Here is a 23,275-nt window from a genome sequence, read left to right on the forward strand (position 1 = left end):
TTTCCGCCCGCCTAAAGGGTTTTCTTGTAGCCGAGATGGCTGCCGGTGAAGCCGAGGCTTTCATAAAAGCGGTGCGCGTCCGCCCGCCCCTTGTCGGTGGTCAACTGGACGAGGCTGCAACCGCGCGCCCGGCATTGATCGATCGCCCATTCGATCATCAGCCTGCCCACGCCCCCCGAGCGCCGGTGGCCGGCAACCCGAACCGCCTCGATCTGCCCGCGCCACGCGCCCTTGCGCGAGAGGCCGGCAAGGAAAGATATCTGCAAGGTGCCGATTACCTCGCCGCCCTCGACGGCCACCATCAGCAGCTGATTGGGATCGGTGTCGATGGCGTTGAAGGCGTCGATATAGCCTTGCGCCAGCGGCAAGGAAGCGTCCTCGCGGCCGGCGCCAAGCGGATCGTCGGCCAGCATCGCGACGATATCAGGCAGGTCGGAGGCCTGCGCACGGCGGAAGGTGATCATGGTGTCGAGATATCGCGAGGCGGCGGCGGCGGCAAGATTTGAATACGCTCCTCTCCGGGCGCAGGCTAAACTTCGCCCCCATAAACCCGCTGCGCCTGCGTCAGCGCCTCATCGAGCCTCGCACCCTCGGCATATCCAGCCAGATTCTGCGGCCGCTCCATGTCAGGCAGCAGCCTCGGACACGGCTCGGCGGCGCCGACCACCATCCGCACCGGGATGACGCCGGCCCAAACCGGATGCCCGTAATCCTCCTCGTCGTCGCCGACGCCCTTGGCGCGCACTTTGGCCGATGCTTCTTCGATGCGCATGCCAATCACCATCGTCGCCTTGGCCTCCTGCACCGAGATCGGCCGCAAGGTCTCGCTCCGGCCGGGATAGAAGCGGTCGACGACGCCGGCCAGCGCCTTCAGTTTCTCTTCTGGCTCATCGATGATCCGCGCCGTGCCGAAACACATCGCCGAGCGGTAATTGGCCGAGTGGTTGAAGCCCGAGCGCGCCAGCACCAGCCCGTCGAGATGCGACACCGTGAGACAGGCCGGTGTGCCGCCGCGCAGCTGGCGCAGCATGCGGCTGGCCGACGAGCCGTGCCAGTAGAGCATGTCGTCCTCGCGCCAGTGGATGGTCGGCGTGCAATAGGGCTGGCCGTCGAACGTATAGGCGACATGGCACAGCAGCCCGGCATCCAGCACCGCGAAGACTGCCGCATGATCGTAGCTGCCGCGCTCGTGCAGGCGCTTGACGCGGTTGCGGCTGGTGGTCGGAAAGCTGGCTGGCGTGTCGTTCACGGCTTGCATCCTCGGTTGTTGTCTGCCAACCATGCGCCATGGCATTGGTCGATAAAAGAACCAATCATGGCGATAAAATTCAGACCAATCCGCCGGATTGGTCGGCGCTGATCCCGGTCTTGCCGGGCGACGGCCCGCGCAGCCGCGAGCTCTACGCGGCACTGCGGCGGCTGATCGAGACCGGTGCGCTGGCTGCCGGGGCGAAACTGCCGACCACCCGGGATCTCGCACAGCGCTTCGGCCTTTCGCGTTCGGCGGCGGTTGCCTGTTTCGAAACCCTGATCTCGGAGGGGTTTGCGGTTGCCAGGGTCGGCGCCGGCACCTTCGTCGCGCCTGATGTGCCGCATCTGCCGACAACACTGGTCAAGCCGCGTCCACCCGAGATCGATGCCGGCACCTCGTTGCCTTGCGGCCTTGGTGTGGCGGTGTCCGATCCGCGCACGCTCGATATGTTTCGCATCCTGTTGTCGCGCCACCTCACCCGCCCCGGGCCGGAGCATTTCCGCTATGGCGACCCGCGCGGCGGCCTGCCGCTGCGCACGGCAATTGCCAACTATCTCCGAACCGCACGCGGCGTGCGCTGCGATGCCGGCCAGATCGTGCTGACCTCGGGCACGCAGCAGGGGCTGGATCTTCTGGTGCGCGCCGCGCTCAGCCCCGGCGATGCTGTCTGGATCGAAAACCCCTGCTATCCCATGGCGCACGCCGTGCTTGCCGGCAGCGGCGCCAGGGTTTTTGGCGTGCCGGTCGACGCGGAAGGGCTAGATCCCGAGATCGGCGAAAGCCTGTGCCCGAAAGCGCGCGCGGCCTATGTCACGCCTTCGCATCAATATCCGCTCGGCGTGACGATGACGATGCGCCGCCGTCTCGCTTTGCTCGACTGGGCGCGGCGCAACGATGCCTGGATCATCGAGGACGACTACGACAGCGAGTTCCGCTATGCCGGCCCGCCGCTGACCTCGCTGCAGGGCATGGACGGTTCAGGCCGTGTCGCCTATCTCGGCACCTTCTCGAAAATCCTCTTCCCCGGCCTGCGCATCGGCTATGTCGTGGTGCCCGAAGCGCTGCTCGATGTCGTGATGGCGGTCAGGGCGCGCTCCGACCGCTTTCCCTCGACACTGGCCGAAGGCGCGTTGACCGACCTGTTGAACGAAGGCCATTTCGCCGCGCATCTCAGGCGCGTGCGCCGCCGGGTGCAAGCCGCGCGCGACGTGCTGGTCGCCGGCCTCGAGGCGCATTGCGGCGATGCCCTCGAAGTAACCGTGCCCGAACAGGGGCTGCACTTGATGGCGACGCTGAAGGAGGCCGGGCCGGACACAGCGATCGTCGAGGCGGCGAAGGCGGCAGGCGTCGGCGCCAGGGCCTTGTCCTTGATGTTCATCGCCGGGGCGCCCCGGCAAGGTCTGGTGCTGGGTTTTTCGGGGTTTTCGGACGAGGAGTTGACGGCCGCGACGGTGCGACTGGGTGGGGTGGTTCGGCAGCAAGCCCGGTGAGCCAACGAGAACCGCCTCATTCCTGCGCCGACAGCGAACTGTCGAGCCCTCAATCACCATCGGCGGGCTGGGCCTTGCCGCACTGCGCCAGCACCTTGCCGATGGCCGCGCTCGAACCCTTCAGCGGAAAGCTGATCTCGCCATATTTGGCTGAACTGACCGACACATCGCCTTTGCCGCGCAACAGGTCGAGCAGCGGATCGGCTTTCGCCAGATTGGCCACGAAGTAGTTGTACATGGCCTCCAGCTGAAGCGCCTTCGCCACCGCCTTACCCTCGGCCTTGAACGCGAACGAACCGCTGATGCCGGGCTCCAGTTGCTGGCCGGTGGCGCCGAGATCGTAGCTCAGCACCGGCGTGTCGAAACAGGTCAGCATCAGATGCGCATCGCCTTTCGGCCCGCCGCAGACCGAGGCGGTCAGCACGCTGCCGCCCTCGTCTTCCTCCATCTTCGCACTCCAGCCACCGCACGACGCGGCAAACCCCGGCTGCGCGGCCTGCAGGACCGCAACCGCACCGGCGACGACGAGATATCCAGCTCTCATGACTTCCCCCCAATTGACTCCCTCTAGGGCATTTGCAGCACCAGCAGGCATTCTATAGGAAAAGCTCGTCCGGTGGCATTGCCTCGCTGCAACCGGTTCTGATTTTGCGGAGAGCCGTGTTGAAAGCCTGTATTCGTCTGTGTCTGTCGCTAGCCGCACTGCTGGGCTTGCCGCTCGCCGCCCATGCCGACTGGAAGCCGGTCGAGAAGATCGAGCCCTACGCGATCTCGGGCCAGTCCGGCGCCGAACTCTACCGCTCGATCGGCGAGAAAGGGCCAAAGCTCGGCATTGCCCGCGCCATCGCCTACACCAATTTCAAGCTGACCTGGGGGCTAAGGGACTACACGCCCAAGGGCAAGGACTGCGTGCTGACGGCCGGGCGGCCGAAGCTGATCATCACCTACACCTTGCCAAGACCCTCCGGTTCCCTGCCGCCCGCCGTCCAGAAGAACTGGGACGTGTTCATCGCCGGCGTCAGCGCCCATGAGAAGGTGCATGGCGCCAGCATGGTACAAATGGTCCACGACATCGAAGCCACGACCGACGGCCTGACCGTCACCGATGATCCCAGATGCAGCAAGACCAGGGCCGAGGTGGTCAAGCGGCTCGACGCGATCTCGAAGGCGCGGGTGCAGGGAAGCCGCGATTTCGACCGCGTCGAATTCGGCAATGACGGCAATTTGCAGAAGCTGGTGTTCGTCCTGGTGACCGGCCCCTGAGACAGGCCGCCGCGCCTTTGCGACGCGGCGGCAGATTTTGCGGTCTGCCCTGCCCTAGCGGCTCAGATCAAGCGCTGCCGAGAGATCGCCCATCGGCGGCTGGTCGTTGTTGCGCAGCGCCTTGTCACGGGCAACGATGCCGGAAATGGTTGAGGAAGGAGCCGCCGAAGGCGCCCTGGAAGAAATTGTCGGCCAGAACGTACTTCTTCGCCACCGCCCACATCGGCAGCACCGATCCGTCGTCCGGCGCTGGCCGATCCCGAGATCGACGACATCGTCGCCTTCCTGCAAACGCTGACCGATGCGGATCAACGGTGACTCGACACGCGTTGAGCTGGAAGAGTATCCGCCGGACAGCACAATGGTACCAGGGAACGCAACGCTGGTGGGGACCGGAACTGGAGCGGGACTTAGTTCCGCCACGCCTCCAGATCGGCCAGGATTTGCGCCTTCAGCGCCGGATCGGCATAACTCGCGTGCACCGATGTCGCGGCGAGCTGGCGGATGGTTTCGCTGTCCCAGGCAAAGGCCTCGGCGCAGGCGGCATAGGACGCTTCGAGAGTCGTGTTGAGCAACGACGGATCATCGGTGTTGATCGAAACCGCGACACTGGCCTTGCGCAGAGCGTCGAGCGGATGTTCGGCAAGTGAGGGATAGACGCCCAGCGCCACGTTGGAGATCGGACAGACGCCGAGGGCGATCTGCTTTTGCGCCAGCAAGTCGACGAGTTCCGGGTCCTCGATCGCGCGCACGCCGTGGTCGATGCGGTCGGCGCCAAGCAGTTCGATTGCGTCGCGAACACCTTCCGGGCCGCTCGATTCGCCGGCGTGAACGGTGCGTCGCAAACCCGCGGCGCCGGCACGGCGAAACGCCTCGGCGAAGCGCGGGCCGGTGCGGCCGGCAGCCGCTTCGTTCCCGTCGATCGACAGGGCAACGACGCGCTTGTGCCTGATTTCGCTCAGCAACTCCACCAGTTCGATCGCTTCCGCCGCAGACTGGGTGCGAAGCAAGCTGACGCAAAGCCCGACAGGCGGGTGTCCGTCCTTCTCGGCGGCAGCGAAACCCGCATCGAATGCGTCAATCATCCCTGGGATGTTCTTGTGCCAATGCGGCCAGTGCGTCGGGTTGACGATGACATCGGCATAACGCACGCCGCTTCGCCCCATGCGCTGCGCAAACTTGTAGGCCGTGGTGGCGAGCTGCTCGCGCGTCCGGAATGTCCCGCACAACCAGTCGAGCATCTCGAGGAAGCTCTTGAGATCATGGGCTTCGAAGAGCCTGTCGCGAGGCGCACGCAGCGGAATGCCGGCTTCCTGGCAGTTCCTGATCACATCGTCGGCTTCGAAACAGCCCTCGACGTGGATGTGCACTTCGGCTTTCGGCAGCCCGATGAAGTCGGTCAATGACGCCTCCCCTGTTGGCGGGCGCCATCAAATCATGAAACGGCCGGTCCCCATTTCAAGAAATGGTTGAAAGAATTGCATATGGGCCGTGGGGTTGGCGGCGCCGCGCGAACCCAAACCTATTGCGTTTCCGCACTCGCCCTCAACTCCGCCCGCTTCTCGTCCGAGACGACAGCCAGATCCAGCACCTTCTGCAATTCGGCGGCATGGCGGAAGGACGGTTCGGCTTGCACGCCGGTTCGCACCGCGTCAGTGAAACGCTGATAATTGGTCGCCACCGTGCCGGGGTCGAGCTCTTCCCATTTGGCGTTCTCGACATTGTCGCCGACGCAAGCCTTGAGCGCCGAGCCGTCGAGATTGTGCACCACTTCGAGGCCGCCTTTGTCGCCATAGATGCGCAGGCGCAGCTCGTTGAGATGGCCTGATGCCCAGCGGCTGGCATGCACAACGCCGAAGGCGCCGTTGGAAAAATCCAGCGTCATGGCGAAGCTGTCATTGGCGTCGAGCCCGTAGTCGCCGATGCGGTTGCCGGGCGCCTTGTCGAAGGCACGCAGCCGGCAGAAGACATGATCGATGTCGAGCGCGGCGCCGTAGCTGGCGAAATCGAGGATGTGGATGCCGACATCGCCGAGCACGCCGTTCGAGCCGTGGCCGCGCGACAGGCGCCACAGCCATTTCGGATCGGTGCGCCAGTCGCCCCAGAACTTCGACACCAGCCAGCTTTGCAGGTAGGACGCCTCCACATGCCTGACTGTGCCGATTTCGCCCGCCTGCACCATCTGGCGGGCCTTCTGCAGCGCCGCCACGTTGCGATAGGTGAGGTTCACCATGTTGACGATGCCGGCGGCCTCGGCGGCGTCGGCCATCTCGGTGGCCTTGCCGAAATCTTCGGCCAGCGGCTTCTCGCACAGCACCGGCTTGCCGGCGGCGATCAGCGCCATGGTGGTCGGGTGATGGATCCGGTCGGGCGTGACATTGGCCACCGCGTCGAACGCACCCCACGCCAGCGCCTCCTCCAGCGCGGTAAAGCGGTTGGGAATGTCAAAGCTGTCGGCGAACTCGCCGACCCGCGCCGGATCGACATCGACCGCGCCGACAATGTCGACGCCGTCGATAGCGGTGAAGCGCCGGGCGTGTTCCTGCGCCATCCAGCCGGTGCCGAGTATCAAAAGCCGCATTCTTTGCTCCTTGGGTGAGATGCCGGAATCCCCCTCCCGGTCGACGCCCTCAGATAGCGCGTATAATGCCGCCGTCGACCCGGATGTTCTGGCCAGTGATGTAGCCGGCGCCTTCGGACGCCAGGAAGGCGATGGTCGCGGCGATCTCTTCTGATGTGCCGTAGCGCTGCATCGGCACGCTGTCGCGGCGCTCCTCGGTGGCCGGCAGGCTGTCGATCCAGCCGGGCAGCACATTGTTCATGCGCACATTGTCGGCTGCATAGGTGTTGGCGAAGATCTTGGTGTAGGCGGCAACGCCGGCGCGGAACACTGCGGACGTCGGGAACATCGGGCTCGGTTCGACCACCCAGGCCGTCGAGATGTTGATGATGGCGCCGCCCTTCTGCTTGACCATCTGCGGCGCCACGATGCGCACCGGCCGGATGACGTTGAGCAGATAGACGTCCATGCCGGTGTGCCATTGCTCGTCCGTGATTTCCAGGATGGGCGCGCGCGGCCCGTGGCCGCCGCTGTTGACCAGCACGTCGATGCGGCCATAGCGCTCCAGCGTCAGGTCGACGAGGCGCTGCAGATCTTCATTGGATTGGTTGGAGCCGGTGACGCCGAGCCCGCCGAGTTCCTTGGCCAGCGCCTCGCCCTTGCCGGACGAGGACAGGATGGCAACCTTGTAGCCATCCGCCGCCAGCCGCTTGGCCGCCGCCGCACCCATGCCGCTGCCGCCGGCGACCACCACAGCTACTTTTTCTACACTCATCGGATTTTCCTCTCAGGGTTTGCGGGCACCGCAAGCGGTGTTTTCGGGAGTTGAGCGTTGATATAGCTGGTTTTCCGCACCGGTTCGAACCAGAATGCCTGAAATCAACCTGTAGAAAAACTCCTGCATGCCAGAAGCCTTCCTCAGCCTGCCGCCGTTGAATGCGCTGCGCGCCTTCGAAGCCTCGGCGCGTCATCTCAACTTCCGCATCGCCGCCGAAGAGCTCAATGTCACGCAAGGGGCGGTCGCCCAGCACATTCGCGGGCTGGAGGCCGATCTCGGCACAAAACTGTTCGAGCGGCTGCCGCGCGGCCTGGCGCTGACCGATGAGGGCCGCGCCTATGTCCCCAACATCCGCCGCGCCTTCGACCTGATCTCGGAAGCGACGCTGCTGTTGCGCCCCGAACCGGCGCGGCTGACGATCAGCGTGACGCCGACCTTCGCCACCAAATGGCTGATCCCCAGGCTGCAGGATTTTGTGACTGACAATCCGCTGGTCGACCTGCGCGTCCTGGCCAGCGAGGGTCTGTCGAGCTTCCAGGCCGATGGCGTCGACATCGCGGTGCGCCAGGGCCGGCCGCCCTTCGGCGCCGGCCTGATGGTCGACCTGTTGTTTCCCCAGCAGATCGTCGCCGTCTGCAGCCCTGCTTTGCTGCCGCGTGGCGCCAGTGAAATTGCCGCCACTGAAATCCAGCATCACGTCCTGCTGCATGATGCCCACAATCTGTGGCCGGAATTTATGGAAAAGGCGGTCGGCCTGAAGATGACGACCGAGCTGAAACGCATGCGCTTCAACCAGACCGGCCTGGCCATCGACGCGGCCATCGCCGGCCAGGGCATTGCGCTGGCCAGCCGCTTTCTCGTCGCCGCCGATCTCGCCGCCGGCCGTCTGGTTCAGCCCGTCAGCGGCGAAATGCGCGGCACGCAGGATTTTTATGTCGTGATGCCGAGAAAACAACGCCACCCCGAGCCGACGCAAGCCGTGCGGCAATGGTTGCTGGATGCCGGAGAAAGGCCAATCTAGATCGGCAGCAAGGCGTCGGGCTTCACATTGGCGATCGAGGCGTAGGTATGTGTCTCCCGCACCCCGGGCAGCGGCAGGATGACCCGCTGCAGAAAATCCTGGAACATCGCCATGTCGGCGATGCGCGCCTTGACCAGATAGTCGAAGCCGCCGACCACCATGTGGCACTCGATGATCTCGGGCGCCCGCAGAACCGCCTCCGCGAAGCGGTCGAAGACATGCGGCGCCGTGTGGTCGAGCCGCACCTCGATGAACACGAGTTGCGCCTGTCCGATCCTGGCCGGATCGAGCACGGCGCGCACCGCGCGGATGAACCCTTCGGCGAACAGCCGCTTGACGCGTTGTGCCGCCCCTGTCGGAGACAGGCCGACCCGCCGCGCCAGATCGAGCGTCGTGCGACGCCCATCCTCCTGCAGAAGACGCAACAGCGAGCGGTCGATGGGGTCGAGCTCATCCATTTCGGGATTCACACATTTTTGCTTTCGAGAGCGTGATAGTCACGCCAAAATAGCAAAACCAGTATATTTCATCACGCGCCCGGATCGCAATACCGTTGTCGTGCAACCGACAACGAAAGCGGATCCCATGACATCAGCGATATCGACCTCCCGCAGCGCCCAGGCCAAGGGCGACACGCCCATACTCACCCTGAGCGAGGCCGAGGTGAAAACCTGCATCGACCTGCGCCAGCTTCTCGACGCGCTCGCCGGCGGCTTCAAGGCGCTGTCCGGCGGCAAGGTCGTCAGTCCGGCGCGGCCGCAGCTCGATATTCCGCAGGCCGGCTATTCGCTGGCGATGCCAGCCTGGACGGTAGGCATGCATCTGACGGTGAAGATCGTCAACGTCTTCGAGGGCAACATCGCCCTGGGCATCCCCAGCCACCTCGCCACCATCCATCTGTTCGACCCGCAGACAGGCATGCCGGTCTGCGTCATGGACGGCACCTATATCACCGCCGTGCGCACCTCCGGCTCGGCTGTGCTCTCGGTGCGTGAACTCGCCCGCCGCGACGCCAAGATCGCGACGGTGGTCGGCGCCGGTGTGCAGGCCGGCCAGCATTTGCATCTTTTGCCGCTGGTGCGCGACTTCGCCGAAATCCGAGTCGTCTCGAAGGAATTTGCTGATGCGAAGGCGCTCGCCGCACAGCATCCGGGCGTCGTCGCCGTCGCCGATGTCGAGGCCGCGGTGCGTTCGTCCGACGTCGTCTGCCTGGCAACGCATTCCTACCAGCCGGTGATCTCCGCCGAATGGGTGCGACCCGGCAGCCACGTCTCGTCGGTCGGCGTCGCCCCGCCCGGCGGCGAGCTGCCGATCGAGCTTGTCAGCAGGGCCAGCCTGTTCGTCGAGACCAGGGACGCCTTTGCCCCTACCCCGGTCGGTTCCTGCGAACTCGCCGGTCTTGATCCGCAAACCGGAACCGAGCTCGGCCAGATGTTGCTCGGGCTGCGGCCGGGGCGGGTCAGCGCCGATCAGGTCACCGTCTACAAGGCGATGGGCGTCGCCATGGAAGACATGGTGGCCGCCGACCTCGCCTACCGCGAGGCGGTTCGGCGGGGAACGGGACGTGTGGTTGCGCTGTAGCGGAGCCGCTCAATTGTTGAAGCCAGCGCCGCCCGTGGATAGGATCGTCCTTCTTCCGTTTACGGGGAGAAGATGGCGGCAGCCAGATGAGGGGCGGCACCGACGTGGAGGGTTGGGACCAGCCCTATCCCTCCACCGTCTCCAGCACGCTCAGCAGCGTGCCTTCCATGTCCGGTTCGTCGCCGGAGCAGACGCACAGCATCTCGGCGTCGCCTTCGCCGACCGACAAATAGGCGTGGCCCATGGTGGAATCGATGTAGACGCTTTCGCCCTGTTTCAGCCGCACCGGCGCGTACTGGTCGGTGTGCAGTTCGATCTCGCCCTTGAGCACGATCAAAAATTCCTCGCCGGCATGCCTGGTCAGCGGGCCGAACTCCTGCGGCGTGCGGGCGCGGGCATAGGCGTGGATCGGCACCATGCGCTTGCGCACCAGGTCGGTCGCCAGATAGCGGTAGTCGTAGTTGCGGGTCAGCTGGCGCAGCGTGTTGGACTGCGAGGTCACCGAACGCCGGGTACGCGCAGACGGCTGCTTGCGGTCGCCGCTGAGCAGTTCAGTGACATGGATGCCCAGCCCCTCGCAGATCTGCAGCAGCTTGTCGTAGCTCAGCGACATCTGGTCGTTCTCGACCTTGGAGAGCGTCGACACCGCGACGCCGGTCAGCGTGCTGACCTCCTGCAAGGTCCAGCCATGCATCTTCCTCAAGCCGCGCAGGCAATCACCGAGGTTCGGTTGCTCCGACATCGTCAGCTCCTGGCACGGCCACGGGCCGCTTCTTCCCCCTAGGTAGTCCAACTCCCTGCCGCTATCAACAACGCTAACAATTTTCTTATACGCTAAATATTGACTGGATAAGAAATTATTTCTACCCCTAGGAGATGCAGTCGAAGTTCTCTCAGAAAATCGTCGTCATCGGCGGCGGCATCGCCGGCCTTTCGCTGGCGGCGGCCGTGCAGCCCTGGGCCGAGGTCACCGTGCTCGAGCGCGAGCCGCATCTCGGCTATCACGCCAGCGGCCGCTCGGCGGCGCTGTTTTCAGAAACCTACGGCAATGCGCTGGTGCGGGCGCTGTCGCTGGCCAGCCGGCAGGCGATCATCGATGGCGGCTTCGCCGCCCACCGGCGCGGAGCGTTGCATGTCGGCGGTGTTGAGGACAATGCCGCCATCGATCGCATGGCGGCCGAGATGCAGGCGCTGGTGCCGAGCGTGCGGCGCCTGTCGGCTGCGGAAGTCAACGCACTGGTCCCGGTCATCGCCACCGAATCCACCTGCGGCGGCGTGCATGAACCCGGCGCGCTCGATGTCGACACAGGAAAGATGCTTGCGGCTTCAGCCTCCACACTCAAGGCGGGCGGCGGCGTGATCCGCACCGGCGAAGAGGTCCGTGAGATCGCGCGCACGGCAGCCAGCTTCAGCGTCACCACCAATGCCGGCGCCTACGAGGCCGAGATTATCGTCAACGCCGCCGGCGCCTGGGTCGATGTCGTCGCCGGGCTGGCTGGCCTCCCCGGTCTCGGCTTCCGGCCCAAGCGCCGCACCGCCTTCCTGTTCGATCCACCCGCCGGCACGGACATCAGCGCCTGGCCGCTGGTGGTCGATTTGCACGAGCAGTTCTATTTCAAGCCGGATGCCGGCAGGCTGATCGGCTCGCTCGCCGACGAAACCGATTCCGCGCCTTGCGACGCCTACCCCGAGGACATCGACGTCGCCATCGCCGTCGACCGCATCGAACAGGCGACATCGCTGCGCATCGGCCGTCCGTCGACGCCCTGGGCGGGCCTGCGCACCTTTTCGCCCGACCGCACTCCAGTCGTCGGCTTCGACCCGCGCCTGCCCGGCTTCTTCTGGCTCGGCGGCCAGGGCGGCTACGGTTTCCAGGTGTCGCTGACGCTGGCGCGGTTGGGTTCGGCGCTGCTGCGCGGCCAACCCCTGCCGGACGATCTCACGGCACGCGGCGTCACTTCTGCCGCGCTGACGCCTGACCGTTTCCTCAACCCGGCGGCGACGCCATGAACTTCACCGGCCTGTCCTTCCCTCAACCCGTTATGTGTCATCAGGAGCGTTTGCGATGAAATCCACCGTTCTGCACGCAGTGCTTACCTCGTCCCTGCTGGCCTCATCCGTCCTTCTCGGCGGGCAGGCCTATGCCAAAACCCTGGTCTATTGCTCGGAAGCCAATCCCGAGACCTTCAACCCGGCGATCGGCATCGCAGATTCGACCATGGACGCCGCCGCCAAGACGATTTTCAACCGGCTGATCGAGTTCAAGCCGGGCACGACCGAAGTCGGTCCGGCGCTGGCCGAAAGCTGGGACGTTTCGCCCGACGGCAAGACCTACACGCTCCATCTCAGGCACGGGGTGAAATTCCAGTCGAACGACCATTTCACGCCCTCGCGCGATTTCAACGCCGATGACGTGCTCTACACATTCAACCGCCAGCGCGATGCCGACAATCCCTACCACAAGCTCGGCGGCGGCGCTTACGAGTACTTCAACGCGCTGGGCATGGGCACGCTGATCGACAAGATAGACAAGGTCGACGATTACACCGTGCGCTTCACGCTGACGGCAGCCAACGTCACCTTCCTGCCCGGCATCGCGCTCGACTATCTCTCCATCCTGTCGCTGGAGCAGACCGAAAAGATGGTCGCGGCCGGCACGCCGGAACTGATCGATAGCGAACCCGTCGGCACCGGCCCGTTCGTGCTGCAGGCCTATGTGCCCGACAGCCAGATCCGCTATGCCGCCAACAAGGATTACTGGCGCGGCGCGCCGAAGATCGACACGTTGGTCTTCGCCATCACGCCCGAGCCGACCACCCGCGTCGAGCGCCTCAAGGCCAATGAATGCCAGGTCGCCGCCCCGCCACCGCCCAGTGCAGTCGCCGGTTTGCGCACCGATCCCGACATCACCGTGCTCGACCTCAAGGGCCAGAACATCGGCATTCTCGGCTTCAATGTCGAACACCAGCCGCTCGGCGACGTGCGCGTGCGCATGGCGCTGGCCAAGGCCGTCGACCGCAAGGCGATCGTCGACGCCGTCTATGCCGGCGCCGGCACGGTCGCCGGCAGCGTCGTGCCGCCGGCGCAGATCGGCGCCGTCACCGACGCCGGCATCGATTATGACCCGGATGGCGCCAAGAAGCTGCTGAAGGAAGCCGGCCACGAGAGCGACCTGAAAATCAGCCTGTGGGCGATGCCGGTGTCGCGGCCCTACAACCCCAATGCCAAGCGCATGGCCGAGATGATTCAGGCCGACTGGGCGAAGGTCGGCGTCAAGGCCGAGATCGTCAGCTTCGAATGGGGTGAATATCTCAAGCGCACCGCGGCGGGCGAACAGGACGCCTATCTGCTCGGCGGCAGCAGCGATAATGGCGACCCCGACAACATGCTGAGCTACCTGCTCTCCTGCGACGGCGTGAAGGGCGGCTCGAACCGCTCGCGCTGGTGCGATCCAGCCTTCGAGAAGCTGCTGCAGGACGGCCGCGTCGCCGCCGATCCGAAACAGCGCGCCGACATCTACGCCAGAGCGCAGGCGATCCTGAAGGTCGAGGTGCCGGTGGCGCCGATCGCCCATTCGGTGGTGGCGATTCCGATCCGCAAGAGCGTGCTCAACTACGTGCTCGACCCCTTCGGCCGGCAGAACTTTGCCGCGGTCGATATGGCGGAGTGAAGCTGGGCGACCCTGCCCTCGGGCTCGGCCCGAGGACGCACCGGCATCTATGAAACCAGCAATTTAGCGGCGAAAGCGGAATCCATGCGTGAAGACCTGAACGCCCTCCTCAAGTCCTATCTCACCGATGGCGCGGTAGGCGCCTCGCTCGCCTACTCTACAGGCGCCGCACCAACCGCCCTCACCGCCGGCCTCGCCGACCGGGAGCATGGCATTGCCGTCTCGCCTGAACGCCTGTTCAAGATCGGCAGTTGCACCAAGACCTTCGTTGCCGCGGCCTTGGTCAAGCTCGCCCAGGACGGCAAGCTCGACCTCGGAGCGCCGATCTCCGGCTGGTTTCCCGACCTGCCGGGCGCCGGCGCCATTTCGGTGCTTCAACTGATCAACCACCGCAGCGGCCTGCCCGAATTCGAATACTACATTCCGATGGACCCGAGCCGGCAATGGACGCCGCAACAGCTGGTCGACATCGCCTTCGCCTCCGACAAGCAGAAGGCGCCGGGCGGACCCGCCGTCTACAACAACACCGGCTATGTGCTGGCCGGCATGGTGATCGAGACGGTCTCAGGCCAGTCGTTGGGCGGCTACGTCAGAAGCGCCGTGCTGCAGCCGCTCGGCCTGGAAAATACCTGGTCGCCAGCCACCGAAGCCTTTCCGGAAAAATCGATGGTGCGCGGCTACTACCACCGGCCGCCGCCGCCGGCGAATGCGCCCACAGATATCGCCTCGGGCGGCGAGATGTGGCGCATGGATGGCGTGATGCCCTACTCCGATGCGCTGCAGGATTCCTCCGATTCCTTCCCGTTCGGCGCCGCCTATGGCTGCGGCGACATGGTGTCGACGCCGTCCAATATGGTGAGCTTCATGCGCGGCCTGTTTTCCGGCAGAGTGCTGTCGCCGCCGTTCTTCGCCGAGATGTTCGAACACCGCGTGCCGGCGAGTTTTCCGGGCACCCGCATGCGCGAGACCGGCGCCGGCATGTTCCAGAGCACCTACGCCGACCGCGCCTTCTACGGCCACCAGGGCAGCATTCCCGGCTACGTCGCCGTCATGCTGCACGATCCGATCTCGGGGTTGACCATCGCCATGACCAGCAATGTCGGCTCCGGCAACCGGCTGTCCTTCCAGGCCAGTGGCCTGCATCCGGTGGTCGATAAGGCGATCCAGATCATTCTGCGAGACTGACCCTATTCACCCAAAAGACCTCGAGACCCACGGCCGCCGCAATGATTTCCGGATTGTCCTTTGCCGTCATGCGGCAGGTTTGGTGGCATTTGAATAAAAGCCGCTTGTGGATATTTACCCGGCGTTCCCTCGTCTCCGGCAAGGTCTTTTAGGGCGGGATCATGGAGGGACCATTGACCAGCGATTTTTCAGCCGCCCGCATCCACCTCGAACGCGCCTATCATTATCTGCAGGGCAATGACGAGACGAGTCGCGCGGCCTGTGACGCGCTCGATCTGTTGATCGAAGCGGTGACGGAGGCGCAGCACAGGCGACCCGAGGCTGGAGTGCTGGAGTTTCCGCAATCGACGGCGCGGCGAACCGGATAGAATGTGTCGAGTTTCAGGCCAGTCCGGCCTGGCCTGAAACTCGGCGCACCCGGATCACGATGCCTTGCGGGCCGCCGCTCCCTTGGTCGCGCGCGCGACGATTCGCTCCAGCGGCTCCGGCCGGTGCAGCAAGAATCCCTGGCCGAAGGCGACCCCCATGTCGCTCAACATGGCCAGCGTGTCCTGCCGTTCGATCTTCTCACCGACCACGTCGCAGCCGAGGCTGCGGGCAATGCTGGTGATGGCCAGCACGATCTCGCGGTCGAAGCGGCTTTGCGTGATGTGTTCGACGAAGGAACCGTCGATCTTGATCGTGTCGACGGGGAACCGCCTGAGATATTCGAACGAGCTCATGCCGGCGCCGAAATCGTCGAGGCTGACGCGGCAGCGCCGCTCGCGCGCCTTGCGCACGAACTGTTCGGCGGCGTCGAAATTGGTGACGGCGGCGGTTTCGGTGATCTCGAAGCCGATGCCCGAATGCGGCGCTCCGGTTTCTTCTATGACGCTGTCCACGAAGTCCCAAAGCTGCGGATCGCTCAGCGTCTGCGCCGACAGATTGAAGCCAAGCGTCAGCGCCCCCGAACTCAAGGCGGCACCATGCCGCGACAGCGCGGTGCGGATGATCCAGCGGTCGAGCCGCGACGCGATGCCGAACCGCTCGGCCACCGGAATGAACTCGCCGGGTGGCACCAGCCGGCCGTTGCGTGCGGCGAGCCTGGCCAACACTTCGACATGGCGGCTTTCCTGCCAGGGGCGGCCCAGCCGATGGATTTCCTGGCCAAACAGCTTCAGCCTTCCGTCTTCCATGGCATCGACCGTATCGGCGACGACGCGCGCCGCGTTGAGGCCACCCGAACCCGATGCCGTATCGGTGGAGAAGACGGCAAATCGGTTTCGCCCGGCAGCCTTGGCCGCGTAGCAGGCGTCGTCGGCGCAGGCCAGCGCGTCGGCCACCGTCGTGTTGGCGTCATCGACGAAAGCGATGCCGATCGAGGCCGCCAGCTTGCGCGACGTGGCCGTCGATCCTAGTTCGGCATCGCGAACCGCGGCAAGTACCGCGCCGGCCAACCGCCCGGCCTGCGCCGCATCGCAATTGGGCATCAGCAGCGCGAACTCGTCACCGCCCAGGCGCGCGGCATGCGCCGTCGCGGGAAGGCAACCCAGAATGCCGTGGGCGACGCTTTTCAGTGCCAGGTCGCCGGCCGCGTGGCCGGCAAAATCGTTGAGCGCCTTGAAGTAGTCGAGATCGACATAGAATACGGAAAGCGGCAGCAACTGCGGGGCCGCGATATGATCGGCCAGCAGCCGGTCGAATGCGGCGCGGTTCAAGAGACCGGTGAGCGCGTCATGGCGGGCCGCATAGGCAAGCTCCTGCTCGCGCTGCTTGTCTTCGGTGATGTCGCGCACCGTACCCAGGATCTGCCCCGCCAGCCGGCGGTCCGGGATTTGCGGATCGGCGATGAAACGCAGCAGGGATTCTATGTGCCGGACCTCTCCGTCGCGCCGGACGATGCGGTACTGCACGGCGGTGACCTTGTCCGTTTCGAGCGGCACCAGATGCGCGCGCGACGCGGCCTCCTTGTCGTCCGGATGCAGATAGCCGAACCAGTGGTCGCGCTCGACTTCGGCGGTGTCGGAGACAAGCCCGAAAATCTCCCTGGTGCGTTCGTCCCAATAGCTTTTGCCGGTGGCGAGGTCGTGGTGCCAGATGCCGGTGCCGCTGGCGGCGAGCGCCAGGCGGAAGCGCACATTGACCTGCTCGAGTTCGGCTTCGGCGGCCTTCTGCTTGGAGATGTCGGTCTGCACACCCATCAGCCTGAGCGGCTTTCCCATCGAGTCGCGCTCGACGACGCCGCCGCGATCGAGCACCCACACCCAGTGTCCCTGCTTGTGCTTCAGCCGCAATTCGGTCTCGATGGCGTCGGTCAGGCCGGCAATGTGGCGGTCGCCGCTGGCCAGCGCCCGCTCGCGGTCGTCGGGATGGGTCAGTTGCAGCCACAGGTCGCTGGTGTTGGCAAGTTCGCTCTCATCGTAGCCCAGCATCCGCGCCCAGGTCGCGGAATAGAAGCAGTCGCCGGTTACAAGATCCCAGTCCCAAACGCCAAGATGGGCGCGCTCCAGGGCCTTGGCCCAGAACGTTCCATTGCGACTTTTCTTGCCCTGACGCGCCATCGTCTGCTTCGCCTGCCCCATCCCCGGGCAATCTGCGGCAAAACCAGAGAAGAAACAGTTACCGCGGCGGGCGGGCTGCATTGTTGGCCCCCGCCTGCCGCCTCCGCTCTTCGATTGGCCGGCAAGTATCGGAGTTTCGCATCGGCCGGATATTCCTAGTCATGGCTCCAGGTCATCGGCGGCGCCGATGATCCCATGCAAAGACAAGAGGACCTCCCAATGACCAAGCAAGAAGACAACAAGGCCGTCGTCGTCAGATGGTTCACCGACTTCTGGGGTGAAAGCTGCGACCTGTCCGTCGTCCACGACATCGCGGCACCCGACATGCTGCTGAAATACTCGCTGCACGAGCAGCGCCGCGGCCGCGACGACATCAAGGCCTTCATGACCGATTTCCGTGCCGCCTTCCCGGACCTCAACTTCTGGGCCACGGCCGACCTGATTGCCGAGGGCGACTATGTCGTCGGCCAGTGGGAGGGCGGCGGCACGCATACCGGCCCCGCCTTCGGCGACTTCCTCGCCGGCTCGCTGCCGGCCGCCACCGGCCGAACCATGCGCTTCACCGGCACCACGGTGCTGAAGGTGGTCGACGGCAGGATCGTCGAGGAGATCGGCCTCGATGACGGCGTCACCGCCCTCACCCAGCTCGGTCTGATCAAGGCCGCCTGAGGCGATCAGGCAAAACGATCGTTGGGGCCAGGCGGCGTCAATGCCGCCTGGCCTCATCGCTTACTGGCTCGGCGCCATCGCGTGCTCGCATGACACTTTCGGGTTCATGTCGGCGAACGTGCCGGTCGGATTGCCCTTCCAGGCCCATACATGCAGTTCGTAGAATTCACCCAGGCCATAGCGGTTGGGGGCGCTGTTGAAGTTGAACAGCTGTGCGTCCAACGATGCCGGTCCTTTCGAAGTGATGTACTCGACTGCCACCAATTGCAGCGTGCCATCGGCCATCGGCTCGTACATCACAGCTTCGGGACGGGCGATGTCGATCTTGTCGTCCTTCAGATAGTGGCCGTTGACATAGTGAATGCCCATGGCGCCGCCGGTGATGCCGCTGGCACAGGAAATAGGCGAATAGCCCTCTAATACCGCTGCCTTGACGTCGACAAACCGGCTGTTGGCAGCCCGCACCTTGTCGGCCAGCGGGTTGGGGCCGGAGGCAGTTTCAGCCGGCTCCTGATGCGCCTGCGCGAGGGTGGTGCAGATTGCCAGCATGGTCCCCGCCATAAGAAGTCCGCTGCGAAAGTTCGATATCATCTTCATTCCATTCTTCTCGAAAAAGCCCAGCTGGCCGCCCGCCGAAAATACGGAGGCCCGGCAGGCAAGCGCTGTGGCTGTTGTTGCTTGGAGATCCCGAAATCGATGTGACGACCGGGAAGGATCATCCCTTCGGCAGATACGGGATCGTTCCGGCCAGATCGGTGTTGTCGATCACCTGGAAACGGCTGTCGCTGCCGCCCTGACGGGCCGAAACGAAGGGCGCATAGGCTGGATCGTTGGTGAAGGCGCGGGCCGCCGCTTCCGACGGGAACGCCATCAGCGCGATCAGCGTGGTGTCGAGCGGCTTGCCTTCGAGCGTTTTCACATTGCCGCTGCGCGACAGATATCTGCCGCCATGCTTGTGGACGAGGTCGTGCACCGAGGCGGCATAGGCCGGCACCCACTGCGGGTCGTTTATCTTGATGTCTGCGATAACGTAGGCGGTCATGGTAGTCTCCTGGTTGCGGTGCACAGGGTATCCCGTGCAACCGGCCAAAGGGCTCGCATGGCAGGACCCTCGCCAACCAGTCCGCGATCTGTACTGGGGCAGTACAGTTTCCGTACTGGCCGCTTCATTCATGAGGGCCTAATATTCGGTCAGGTTTGAGGGAGAGGCACCAATCATGAGCCAGCACGGATACAAGCAATTCTGCCCGCTATCGATGGCCGCCGAGGTGCTGTGCACCCGCTGGACGATGGTGCTGATGCGTGAACTGGTGGCCGGCTCGACCCGCTTCAACGACCTGCGCCGCGGCGTCCCCAAAATGTCGCCGACTCTTCTGTCGCAACGGCTGAAGGAACTTGAGATCGCCGGGATCGTCGAGCGCGGGGAGGTCCAGGGCGAGAAGGGGATCTTCGACTATCGGCTGACGGAGGCCGGCCGGGACTTGCGCCCCGTCGTCGAGGCAATGGGCTTCTGGGGGCAGAAATGGGTCGAGTCCCGGCTGTCGCTGAAGAACCTCGATCCGTCGCTGCTGATGTGGGACATGCGGCGCAATTTGAACCCCTCTCCGCTGCCCGAGGGACGTACGGTGATACAATTCCTGTATCAGGACCTGCCGGCGTCCAAACGCTCGTGGTGGCTGATCGTCGAGAAACACGGCGAGGTCGATCTGTGCTGGTACGATCCGGGTTTCGATGTCGATCTTTACGTCTCGACCGACCTGCACACCATGACGGCGATCTGGATGGGATTGCTGACCGTCGAGAAGGCCGGCGCGAAGGTTGCCCTGACCGGCGACCAGGCCATCGGCAGGAAGATGCAGACCTGGCTCGGGCTCAGCCCGTTCGCCGTGGAACCCAAACGCGCGGCATAGGAGGAGAACCCGAATGAGTATTTGCCGTTACCTTGTCGGCCTGGCGACGGCCTAAAGCGGGTTGCGGCCCCTGTCGGGTGCTTCGATCAGGTAGTGCTTGTCCTCATAAGCCTCGATCAAAGTTGCGAGAACGTCAAAGCGGTCACCATCGAGAGAGCCGACGTCGGGTTCATTCTCGAAATAGCTGGTGATTTCGGCGATCGACCAGTCGTAATCGGCTTCGGTCTTAATGAGTCGAATGTTTTCCATCACACGTTCTCCGGATCAATCTTTGTCATAGGGGGATTTCGCAAATCTGGAAAGACACGCGCGAACCCTCCTGACAGTTGGCAGGAAACGGGTGGCGAGACGGGCTTTTGGCGGCTTCAATGCGGCGATGTTCACCACCCTGGCGAAAAATCTGAAATCCGAGCCGCTGCCGGTCGCCGACGATCCGCGCTGGGCGCGCATTGTTGCGCGCGACAAGTCTGCCGACGGGCAATTCTGGTATTCGGTGGCGACGACCGGCGTCTATTGCCGGCCTTCCTGCCCGTCGCGGCGCGCCAACCCGAAAAATGTGCAGTTGCACGGCACGCTGGCTCAGGCCAGGGCGACCGGCTTTCGCCCGTGCCGGCGCTGTAATCCCGATGGCCCATTGCTCGAAGCCGGCAATGCGGCGATGGCCGCCGCTGCCTGCCGCAGGATCGAGCAGAGCGAGGAAGAACTGTCGCTGGCTGAATTGGCGAATGCCGCCGGCCGCAGCGCTGGCTATTTCCACCGCATCTTCAAGGCGGTCATCGGGCTGACGCCGAAGGACTATGCCGCCGCGCACCGCGCCGCCCGGGTCCGCCAGGGCCTAGAAGACGGCGCCAGCGTGACGACGGCGATCTACGATGCCGGCTTCAATTCGAGCGGGCGTTTCTACGAGAAATCGACCGGCATGCTCGGCATGACGCCGACGCGCTATCGCGCCGGCGGTGCGCATGAGGAGATCCGCTTCGCCGTCGGCGAGACCTCGCTCGGCGCCATCCTGGTCGCGTCCAGCCAAAAGGGCGTCGCCTCGATCCTGCTCGGCGACGATCCAGACGCACTGGTGCGCGACCTGCAAGACCGTTTCCCCAGGGCACGGCTGATCGGCGGCGACCGCGACTACGAGGCGCTGGTCGCCCGCGTCGTCGGCTTCGTCGAGGCTCCGGCGCTCGGTCTCGATTTGCCGCTCGACGTGCGCGGCACGGCGTTCCAGCAGCGCGTCTGGCAGGCCTTGCGCGACATCCCCGCCGGCCGCACGGTTTCCTATGCCGAGATCGCGCAGCGCATCGGCACACCGAAGGCGACCCGTGCCATCGCCGCCGCCTGCGCCGCCAACAATCTTGCGGTCGCTATTCCCTGCCACCGCGTGATCCGCAGGGATGGCGCCCTGTCCGGCTACGCCTGGGGCGCTGAGCGCAAACGCGCGCTGCTGGAGCGTGAGGCGGACGGGTCGAACGCACCCGGCAGCGCTTACCGATCCGCGCGGAGATGACGGCCAAGCATGCGCGCGATGGCAATATCTCATGACAGCGTCACCGAGGGGACAGCCCGCACCGCCGTCAGCAAACGCGCCCTGGAGGCGAAGTCCCAGGTCATGGCCGCCATCGGCGAGCTTGTCGATGACGGTAAGGCTGAGTGGAACCACACCGCAACCGGCGACATCGAGCTGCGCCTGCTGAGCGGTGAGGTGTTCGTGCTCGGCGAAGTGACGGTCACGCGTGTGGCATGAGCATGCTTGGCTGAAGTGCGAACGGTTCAAAATCAGCACTCTACGCCGCCCCCCTCTGTCCTGCCGGACATCTCCCCCACAAGGAGGGAGATTGGCAGTTCCGGCGTCGGCTCTCGTCCTGCAACATTGGAGATTGGCGAAGGCGGTGATGACAGCCAATCTCCCCACCTGTGGGGGAGATGTCCGGCAGGACAGAGGGGGGGCGCTATAGAGCGCCTGCCTTGTAGATTCGAATTTGAAAGCAAGCATCGGAGTGAGCACCGAACGGCGCGCAGCTAGGGTTCAGGTACAGACAAAGGAGTAAACGCAATGAACCTCATGCAAACCCAAATGGCGCCACCGGCGAGCGTCCACAACGCCCTCGACACCATCGCCTACGCCATCGGCGAATCCGCCATCGGCGACATCCTGGCGGCGCGCAGCGATATCGGCGTCTGCGCCATCCTGATCGGCTCGGATGCCGACACACTGGAGCAAGATCTCGCCAACCGCTTCCCGGGCAAGGTACTGGTCGAAGACGAGGCCACCTTGCGCGACGATCTCGCGGCAATCGCGCGCTTCATCGAGACGCCCGGCGCAGGCCTCGACCTGCGGCTCGACATGCGCCACGGCACGCCATTCCAGCAGCGTGTCTGGGATGTGCTGCGCGCCATCCCCTGCGGCGCCACCATCACCTACACCGCCGTTGCCCGGCGTCTCGGCCAGCCGAACGGCGCCCGCGCCGTGGCCACCGCCTGCGCCGCCAACGCAATCGCACTCGGCATTCCCTGCCACCGCGTTGTCCGCGCCGACGGCACGCTGTCGGGCTATCGCTGGGGCATCGAACGCAAGCGCGCCTTGCTCGACAAGGAGGCCGGACGATGAACGCCCATGCCAAGGTTGCCACATCGGTGGTCGAAGCCGCCGAGACACGCGTCGCTGCTTACGACTGGCCTGCCCTTGCCGCCGAGCTCGACGGCTTCGGCTGCGCGGTGATCGAGAAGTTGCTGCCGCCCGAAGAGTGCCGGCGGATCGCCGGCCTCTACCCCAGGGAAGAACATTTCCGCAGCCACATCCATATGGCCAGGCATGGCTTCGGCAAGGGCGAGTACCGCTATTTCCGCTATCCCTTGCCCGACCTGCTCGGCGGCCTGCGCAGCGCGCTCTATCCCAGGCTGGCCGAGGTCGCCAATCGGTGGAACGAGCGCATGGGTCAGGCCATGCGTTATCCCGCGACGCATGCCGAATTTCTCGAACAATGCCATGCCGCCGGCCAGACGCGGCCGACGCCGCTGCTGCTGCAATATGTGCCTGGCGACTTCAACTGCCTGCACCAGGATCTCTATGGCGACCTCGCCTTTCCGCTGCAGGTGGCGGTCCTGCTCTCCGAACCGGGCCAGGATTTCAGCGGCGGCGAGTTCGCGCTGACCGAACAGCGGCCGCGCATGCAGAGCCGGGTCGAGGTGGTGCCGCTGCGCCAGGGCGACGCCGTTGTATTCGCCGTCCACAACCGACCGGTGCAGGGCACCAAAGGCAATTACCGCGTCAATCTGCGCCACGGCGTCAGCCGGTTGCGCTCAGGCATGCGCCACACGGTCGGCATCATTTTTCACGATGCGAAGTGAGCAGGGAGAAGATG

27 protein-coding genes are annotated in these 23,275 nt (G+C 64.8%); 14 read left to right on the forward strand and 13 right to left on the reverse strand.

The window, feature by feature from the left end; all coding sequences use genetic code 11:
• Positions 1 to 11: 11 nt before the first annotated feature.
• Both EOA16_RS03685 and EOA16_RS03690 read right to left on the reverse strand, forming a co-directional pair.
• Entirely contained in the window at positions 12 to 464 is a 453-nt protein-coding gene (locus EOA16_RS03685; protein ID WP_127255598.1) for a GNAT family N-acetyltransferase, read from the reverse strand.
• A gap of 65 nt (positions 465 to 529) precedes the next feature.
• The gene (locus EOA16_RS03690) at positions 530 to 1,282 is read right to left on the reverse strand and encodes a pyridoxamine 5'-phosphate oxidase family protein (protein ID WP_164754104.1); all 753 of its coding nucleotides are present in this window, start codon (positions 1,280 to 1,282) and stop codon (positions 530 to 532) included.
• Between the two features lie 5 nt (positions 1,283 to 1,287).
• On the opposite strand from EOA16_RS03690, the gene EOA16_RS03695 reads away from it, so the two are divergent.
• On the forward strand, positions 1,288 to 2,742 hold the full coding sequence (locus EOA16_RS03695) for a PLP-dependent aminotransferase family protein (protein WP_127255601.1): 1,455 nt from the start codon (positions 1,288 to 1,290) through the stop codon (positions 2,740 to 2,742).
• Between the two features lie 49 nt (positions 2,743 to 2,791).
• On the opposite strand, the gene EOA16_RS03700 is transcribed toward EOA16_RS03695, so the two are convergent.
• Positions 2,792 to 3,286: a hypothetical protein gene (locus tag EOA16_RS03700; RefSeq protein ID WP_245455847.1), complete on the reverse strand. Its 495-nt coding sequence runs from the start codon at positions 3,284 to 3,286 to the stop codon at positions 2,792 to 2,794.
• A 119-nt stretch (positions 3,287 to 3,405) separates the two neighbouring features.
• On the opposite strand from EOA16_RS03700, the gene EOA16_RS03705 reads away from it, so the two are divergent.
• A complete protein-coding gene (locus EOA16_RS03705) occupies positions 3,406 to 4,005 on the forward strand; it encodes a DUF922 domain-containing protein (RefSeq protein WP_127255602.1) in 600 nt (199 codons plus the stop codon).
• A gap of 54 nt (positions 4,006 to 4,059) precedes the next feature.
• Here the strand turns inward: EOA16_RS03705 and EOA16_RS33615 are convergent, their stop codons facing one another.
• The 4 genes from EOA16_RS33615 to EOA16_RS03725 form a co-directional block, all read right to left on the reverse strand.
• Positions 4,060 to 4,317: a hypothetical protein gene (locus EOA16_RS33615; protein WP_127255604.1), complete on the reverse strand. Its 258-nt coding sequence runs from the start codon at positions 4,315 to 4,317 to the stop codon at positions 4,060 to 4,062.
• Positions 4,318 to 4,415: 98 nt separating this feature from the next.
• The gene (add, locus tag EOA16_RS03715; RefSeq protein ID WP_127255605.1) at positions 4,416 to 5,408 is read right to left on the reverse strand and encodes an adenosine deaminase; all 993 of its coding nucleotides are present in this window, start codon (positions 5,406 to 5,408) and stop codon (positions 4,416 to 4,418) included.
• A gap of 119 nt (positions 5,409 to 5,527) precedes the next feature.
• Positions 5,528 to 6,586 carry a Gfo/Idh/MocA family oxidoreductase gene (locus tag EOA16_RS03720; protein ID WP_127255607.1) on the reverse strand — a complete coding sequence of 353 codons (1,059 nt, stop codon included), beginning with the start codon at positions 6,584 to 6,586 and terminating at the stop codon, positions 5,528 to 5,530.
• Between the two features lie 49 nt (positions 6,587 to 6,635).
• Positions 6,636 to 7,340 carry an SDR family oxidoreductase gene (locus EOA16_RS03725; protein ID WP_127255608.1) on the reverse strand — a complete coding sequence of 235 codons (705 nt, stop codon included), beginning with the start codon at positions 7,338 to 7,340 and terminating at the stop codon, positions 6,636 to 6,638.
• Positions 7,341 to 7,467: 127 nt separating this feature from the next.
• On the opposite strand from EOA16_RS03725, the gene EOA16_RS03730 reads away from it, so the two are divergent.
• Positions 7,468 to 8,364 (forward strand): LysR substrate-binding domain-containing protein, encoded by an 897-nt coding sequence (locus tag EOA16_RS03730; RefSeq protein ID WP_127255610.1) that lies wholly within the window; start codon positions 7,468 to 7,470, stop codon positions 8,362 to 8,364.
• Here the strand turns inward: EOA16_RS03730 and EOA16_RS03735 are convergent.
• Positions 8,361 to 8,822 carry an Lrp/AsnC ligand binding domain-containing protein gene (locus tag EOA16_RS03735; protein WP_127255611.1) on the reverse strand — a complete coding sequence of 154 codons (462 nt, stop codon included), beginning with the start codon at positions 8,820 to 8,822 and terminating at the stop codon, positions 8,361 to 8,363. The genes EOA16_RS03730 and EOA16_RS03735 overlap by 4 nt on opposite strands.
• A 127-nt stretch (positions 8,823 to 8,949) precedes the next feature.
• On the opposite strand from EOA16_RS03735, the gene EOA16_RS03740 reads away from it, so the two are divergent.
• Positions 8,950 to 9,945 carry an ornithine cyclodeaminase family protein gene (locus EOA16_RS03740; protein WP_127255613.1) on the forward strand — a complete coding sequence of 332 codons (996 nt, stop codon included), beginning with the start codon at positions 8,950 to 8,952 and terminating at the stop codon, positions 9,943 to 9,945.
• Between the two features lie 124 nt (positions 9,946 to 10,069).
• Here the strand turns inward: EOA16_RS03740 and EOA16_RS03745 are convergent, their stop codons facing one another.
• Positions 10,070 to 10,687 (reverse strand): XRE family transcriptional regulator, encoded by a 618-nt coding sequence (locus EOA16_RS03745; protein ID WP_127255615.1) that lies wholly within the window; start codon positions 10,685 to 10,687, stop codon positions 10,070 to 10,072.
• Between the two features lie 134 nt (positions 10,688 to 10,821).
• On the opposite strand from EOA16_RS03745, the gene EOA16_RS03750 reads away from it, so the two are divergent.
• From EOA16_RS03750 to EOA16_RS03765, 4 genes are all read left to right on the forward strand, one after another.
• The gene (locus tag EOA16_RS03750) at positions 10,822 to 11,955 is read left to right on the forward strand and encodes an FAD-binding oxidoreductase (protein ID WP_127255616.1); all 1,134 of its coding nucleotides are present in this window, start codon (positions 10,822 to 10,824) and stop codon (positions 11,953 to 11,955) included.
• A gap of 55 nt (positions 11,956 to 12,010) precedes the next feature.
• Entirely contained in the window at positions 12,011 to 13,615 is a 1,605-nt protein-coding gene (locus tag EOA16_RS03755) for an ABC transporter substrate-binding protein (RefSeq protein ID WP_127255618.1), read from the forward strand.
• Between the two features lie 84 nt (positions 13,616 to 13,699).
• Complete coding sequence (locus EOA16_RS03760; protein WP_127255620.1) at positions 13,700 to 14,800, forward strand: serine hydrolase domain-containing protein; 1,101 nt, start codon at positions 13,700 to 13,702, stop codon at positions 14,798 to 14,800.
• Positions 14,801 to 14,973: 173 nt separating this feature from the next.
• Positions 14,974 to 15,168, forward strand: coding sequence for a hypothetical protein (locus tag EOA16_RS03765; RefSeq protein WP_024501638.1), 195 nt, complete (start codon positions 14,974 to 14,976; stop codon positions 15,166 to 15,168).
• A gap of 54 nt (positions 15,169 to 15,222) precedes the next feature.
• Here EOA16_RS03765 and EOA16_RS03770 read toward each other — a convergent pair whose 3' ends face one another.
• On the reverse strand, positions 15,223 to 17,340 hold the full coding sequence (locus tag EOA16_RS03770) for an EAL domain-containing protein (protein ID WP_127255621.1): 2,118 nt from the start codon (positions 17,338 to 17,340) through the stop codon (positions 15,223 to 15,225).
• A 219-nt stretch (positions 17,341 to 17,559) separates the two neighbouring features.
• On the opposite strand from EOA16_RS03770, the gene EOA16_RS03775 reads away from it, so the two are divergent.
• A complete protein-coding gene (locus EOA16_RS03775; protein ID WP_127255623.1) occupies positions 17,560 to 18,009 on the forward strand; it encodes an ester cyclase in 450 nt (149 codons plus the stop codon).
• A 60-nt stretch (positions 18,010 to 18,069) separates the two neighbouring features.
• Here the strand turns inward: EOA16_RS03775 and EOA16_RS03780 are convergent, their stop codons facing one another.
• Positions 18,070 to 18,606, reverse strand: a complete 537-nt coding sequence (locus EOA16_RS03780) for a hypothetical protein (RefSeq protein ID WP_206517308.1) — start codon at positions 18,604 to 18,606, stop codon at positions 18,070 to 18,072.
• Positions 18,607 to 18,724: 118 nt separating this feature from the next.
• The gene (locus tag EOA16_RS03785; RefSeq protein ID WP_056591901.1) at positions 18,725 to 19,051 is read right to left on the reverse strand and encodes a DUF1330 domain-containing protein; all 327 of its coding nucleotides are present in this window, start codon (positions 19,049 to 19,051) and stop codon (positions 18,725 to 18,727) included.
• Positions 19,052 to 19,226: 175 nt separating this feature from the next.
• Between EOA16_RS03785 and EOA16_RS03790 the strand changes: the two genes are divergently transcribed.
• The gene (locus EOA16_RS03790; RefSeq protein ID WP_127255624.1) at positions 19,227 to 19,919 is read left to right on the forward strand and encodes a helix-turn-helix domain-containing protein; all 693 of its coding nucleotides are present in this window, start codon (positions 19,227 to 19,229) and stop codon (positions 19,917 to 19,919) included.
• 51 nt (positions 19,920 to 19,970) lie between these two features.
• Here the strand turns inward: EOA16_RS03790 and EOA16_RS03795 are convergent, their stop codons facing one another.
• On the reverse strand, positions 19,971 to 20,168 hold the full coding sequence (locus tag EOA16_RS03795) for a transcriptional regulator (RefSeq protein WP_127255626.1): 198 nt from the start codon (positions 20,166 to 20,168) through the stop codon (positions 19,971 to 19,973).
• A 127-nt stretch (positions 20,169 to 20,295) separates the two neighbouring features.
• Here EOA16_RS03795 and ada point away from each other — a divergent pair, with 127 nt between their 5' ends.
• The 4 genes from ada to EOA16_RS03815 all read left to right on the forward strand — a co-directional run bounded on the left by ada (position 20,296) and on the right by EOA16_RS03815 (position 23,261).
• Positions 20,296 to 21,420: a bifunctional DNA-binding transcriptional regulator/O6-methylguanine-DNA methyltransferase Ada gene (ada, locus tag EOA16_RS03800; protein ID WP_164754121.1), complete on the forward strand. Its 1,125-nt coding sequence runs from the start codon at positions 20,296 to 20,298 to the stop codon at positions 21,418 to 21,420.
• 18 nt (positions 21,421 to 21,438) lie between these two features.
• On the forward strand, positions 21,439 to 21,657 hold the full coding sequence (locus tag EOA16_RS03805) for a hypothetical protein (protein ID WP_127255629.1): 219 nt from the start codon (positions 21,439 to 21,441) through the stop codon (positions 21,655 to 21,657).
• Between the two features lie 309 nt (positions 21,658 to 21,966).
• The gene (locus EOA16_RS03810) at positions 21,967 to 22,521 is read left to right on the forward strand and encodes a methylated-DNA--[protein]-cysteine S-methyltransferase (protein WP_127255630.1); all 555 of its coding nucleotides are present in this window, start codon (positions 21,967 to 21,969) and stop codon (positions 22,519 to 22,521) included.
• On the forward strand, positions 22,518 to 23,261 hold the full coding sequence (locus tag EOA16_RS03815) for a 2OG-Fe(II) oxygenase (RefSeq protein WP_127255632.1): 744 nt from the start codon (positions 22,518 to 22,520) through the stop codon (positions 23,259 to 23,261). Before EOA16_RS03810 ends, EOA16_RS03815 begins: the two co-directional genes overlap by 4 nt.
• Positions 23,262 to 23,275 lie beyond the last annotated feature (14 nt).

The sequence above is a fragment of the Mesorhizobium sp. M7A.F.Ca.US.008.03.1.1 genome (assembly GCF_003997495.1).
In the GTDB taxonomy this organism is placed as follows: domain Bacteria; phylum Pseudomonadota; class Alphaproteobacteria; order Rhizobiales; family Rhizobiaceae; genus Mesorhizobium.

Excerpts from the sequence above, each read along its gene's own strand:
- EOA16_RS03685 (WP_127255598.1), bottom strand. The coding sequence starts at position 464 with ATGATCACCTTCCGCCGTGCGCAGGCCTCCGACCTGCCTGATATCGTC.
- EOA16_RS03690 (WP_164754104.1), bottom strand. The coding sequence starts at position 1,282 with ATGGTTGGCAGACAACAACCGAGGATGCAAGCCGTGAACGACACGCCA.
- EOA16_RS03695 (WP_127255601.1), top strand. The coding sequence starts at position 1,288 with ATGGCATTGGTCGATAAAAGAACCAATCATGGCGATAAAATTCAGACC.
- EOA16_RS03700 (WP_245455847.1), bottom strand. The coding sequence starts at position 3,286 with ATGAGAGCTGGATATCTCGTCGTCGCCGGTGCGGTTGCGGTCCTGCAG.
- EOA16_RS03720 (WP_127255607.1), bottom strand. The coding sequence starts at position 6,586 with ATGCGGCTTTTGATACTCGGCACCGGCTGGATGGCGCAGGAACACGCC.
- EOA16_RS03725 (WP_127255608.1), bottom strand. The coding sequence starts at position 7,340 with ATGAGTGTAGAAAAAGTAGCTGTGGTGGTCGCCGGCGGCAGCGGCATG.
- EOA16_RS03730 (WP_127255610.1), top strand. The coding sequence starts at position 7,468 with ATGCCAGAAGCCTTCCTCAGCCTGCCGCCGTTGAATGCGCTGCGCGCC.
- EOA16_RS03735 (WP_127255611.1), bottom strand. The coding sequence starts at position 8,822 with ATGGATGAGCTCGACCCCATCGACCGCTCGCTGTTGCGTCTTCTGCAG.
- EOA16_RS03740 (WP_127255613.1), top strand. The coding sequence starts at position 8,950 with ATGACATCAGCGATATCGACCTCCCGCAGCGCCCAGGCCAAGGGCGAC.
- EOA16_RS03745 (WP_127255615.1), bottom strand. The coding sequence starts at position 10,687 with ATGTCGGAGCAACCGAACCTCGGTGATTGCCTGCGCGGCTTGAGGAAG.
- EOA16_RS03750 (WP_127255616.1), top strand. The coding sequence starts at position 10,822 with ATGCAGTCGAAGTTCTCTCAGAAAATCGTCGTCATCGGCGGCGGCATC.
- EOA16_RS03755 (WP_127255618.1), top strand. The coding sequence starts at position 12,011 with ATGAAATCCACCGTTCTGCACGCAGTGCTTACCTCGTCCCTGCTGGCC.
- EOA16_RS03760 (WP_127255620.1), top strand. The coding sequence starts at position 13,700 with ATGCGTGAAGACCTGAACGCCCTCCTCAAGTCCTATCTCACCGATGGC.
- EOA16_RS03770 (WP_127255621.1), bottom strand. The coding sequence starts at position 17,340 with ATGGCGCGTCAGGGCAAGAAAAGTCGCAATGGAACGTTCTGGGCCAAG.
- EOA16_RS03775 (WP_127255623.1), top strand. The coding sequence starts at position 17,560 with ATGACCAAGCAAGAAGACAACAAGGCCGTCGTCGTCAGATGGTTCACC.
- EOA16_RS03780 (WP_206517308.1), bottom strand. The coding sequence starts at position 18,606 with ATGAAGATGATATCGAACTTTCGCAGCGGACTTCTTATGGCGGGGACC.
- EOA16_RS03785 (WP_056591901.1), bottom strand. The coding sequence starts at position 19,051 with ATGACCGCCTACGTTATCGCAGACATCAAGATAAACGACCCGCAGTGG.
- EOA16_RS03790 (WP_127255624.1), top strand. The coding sequence starts at position 19,227 with ATGAGCCAGCACGGATACAAGCAATTCTGCCCGCTATCGATGGCCGCC.
- EOA16_RS03795 (WP_127255626.1), bottom strand. The coding sequence starts at position 20,168 with ATGGAAAACATTCGACTCATTAAGACCGAAGCCGATTACGACTGGTCG.
- ada (WP_164754121.1), top strand. The coding sequence starts at position 20,296 with ATGTTCACCACCCTGGCGAAAAATCTGAAATCCGAGCCGCTGCCGGTC.
- EOA16_RS03805 (WP_127255629.1), top strand. The coding sequence starts at position 21,439 with ATGGCAATATCTCATGACAGCGTCACCGAGGGGACAGCCCGCACCGCC.
- EOA16_RS03810 (WP_127255630.1), top strand. The coding sequence starts at position 21,967 with ATGAACCTCATGCAAACCCAAATGGCGCCACCGGCGAGCGTCCACAAC.
- EOA16_RS03815 (WP_127255632.1), top strand. The coding sequence starts at position 22,518 with ATGAACGCCCATGCCAAGGTTGCCACATCGGTGGTCGAAGCCGCCGAG.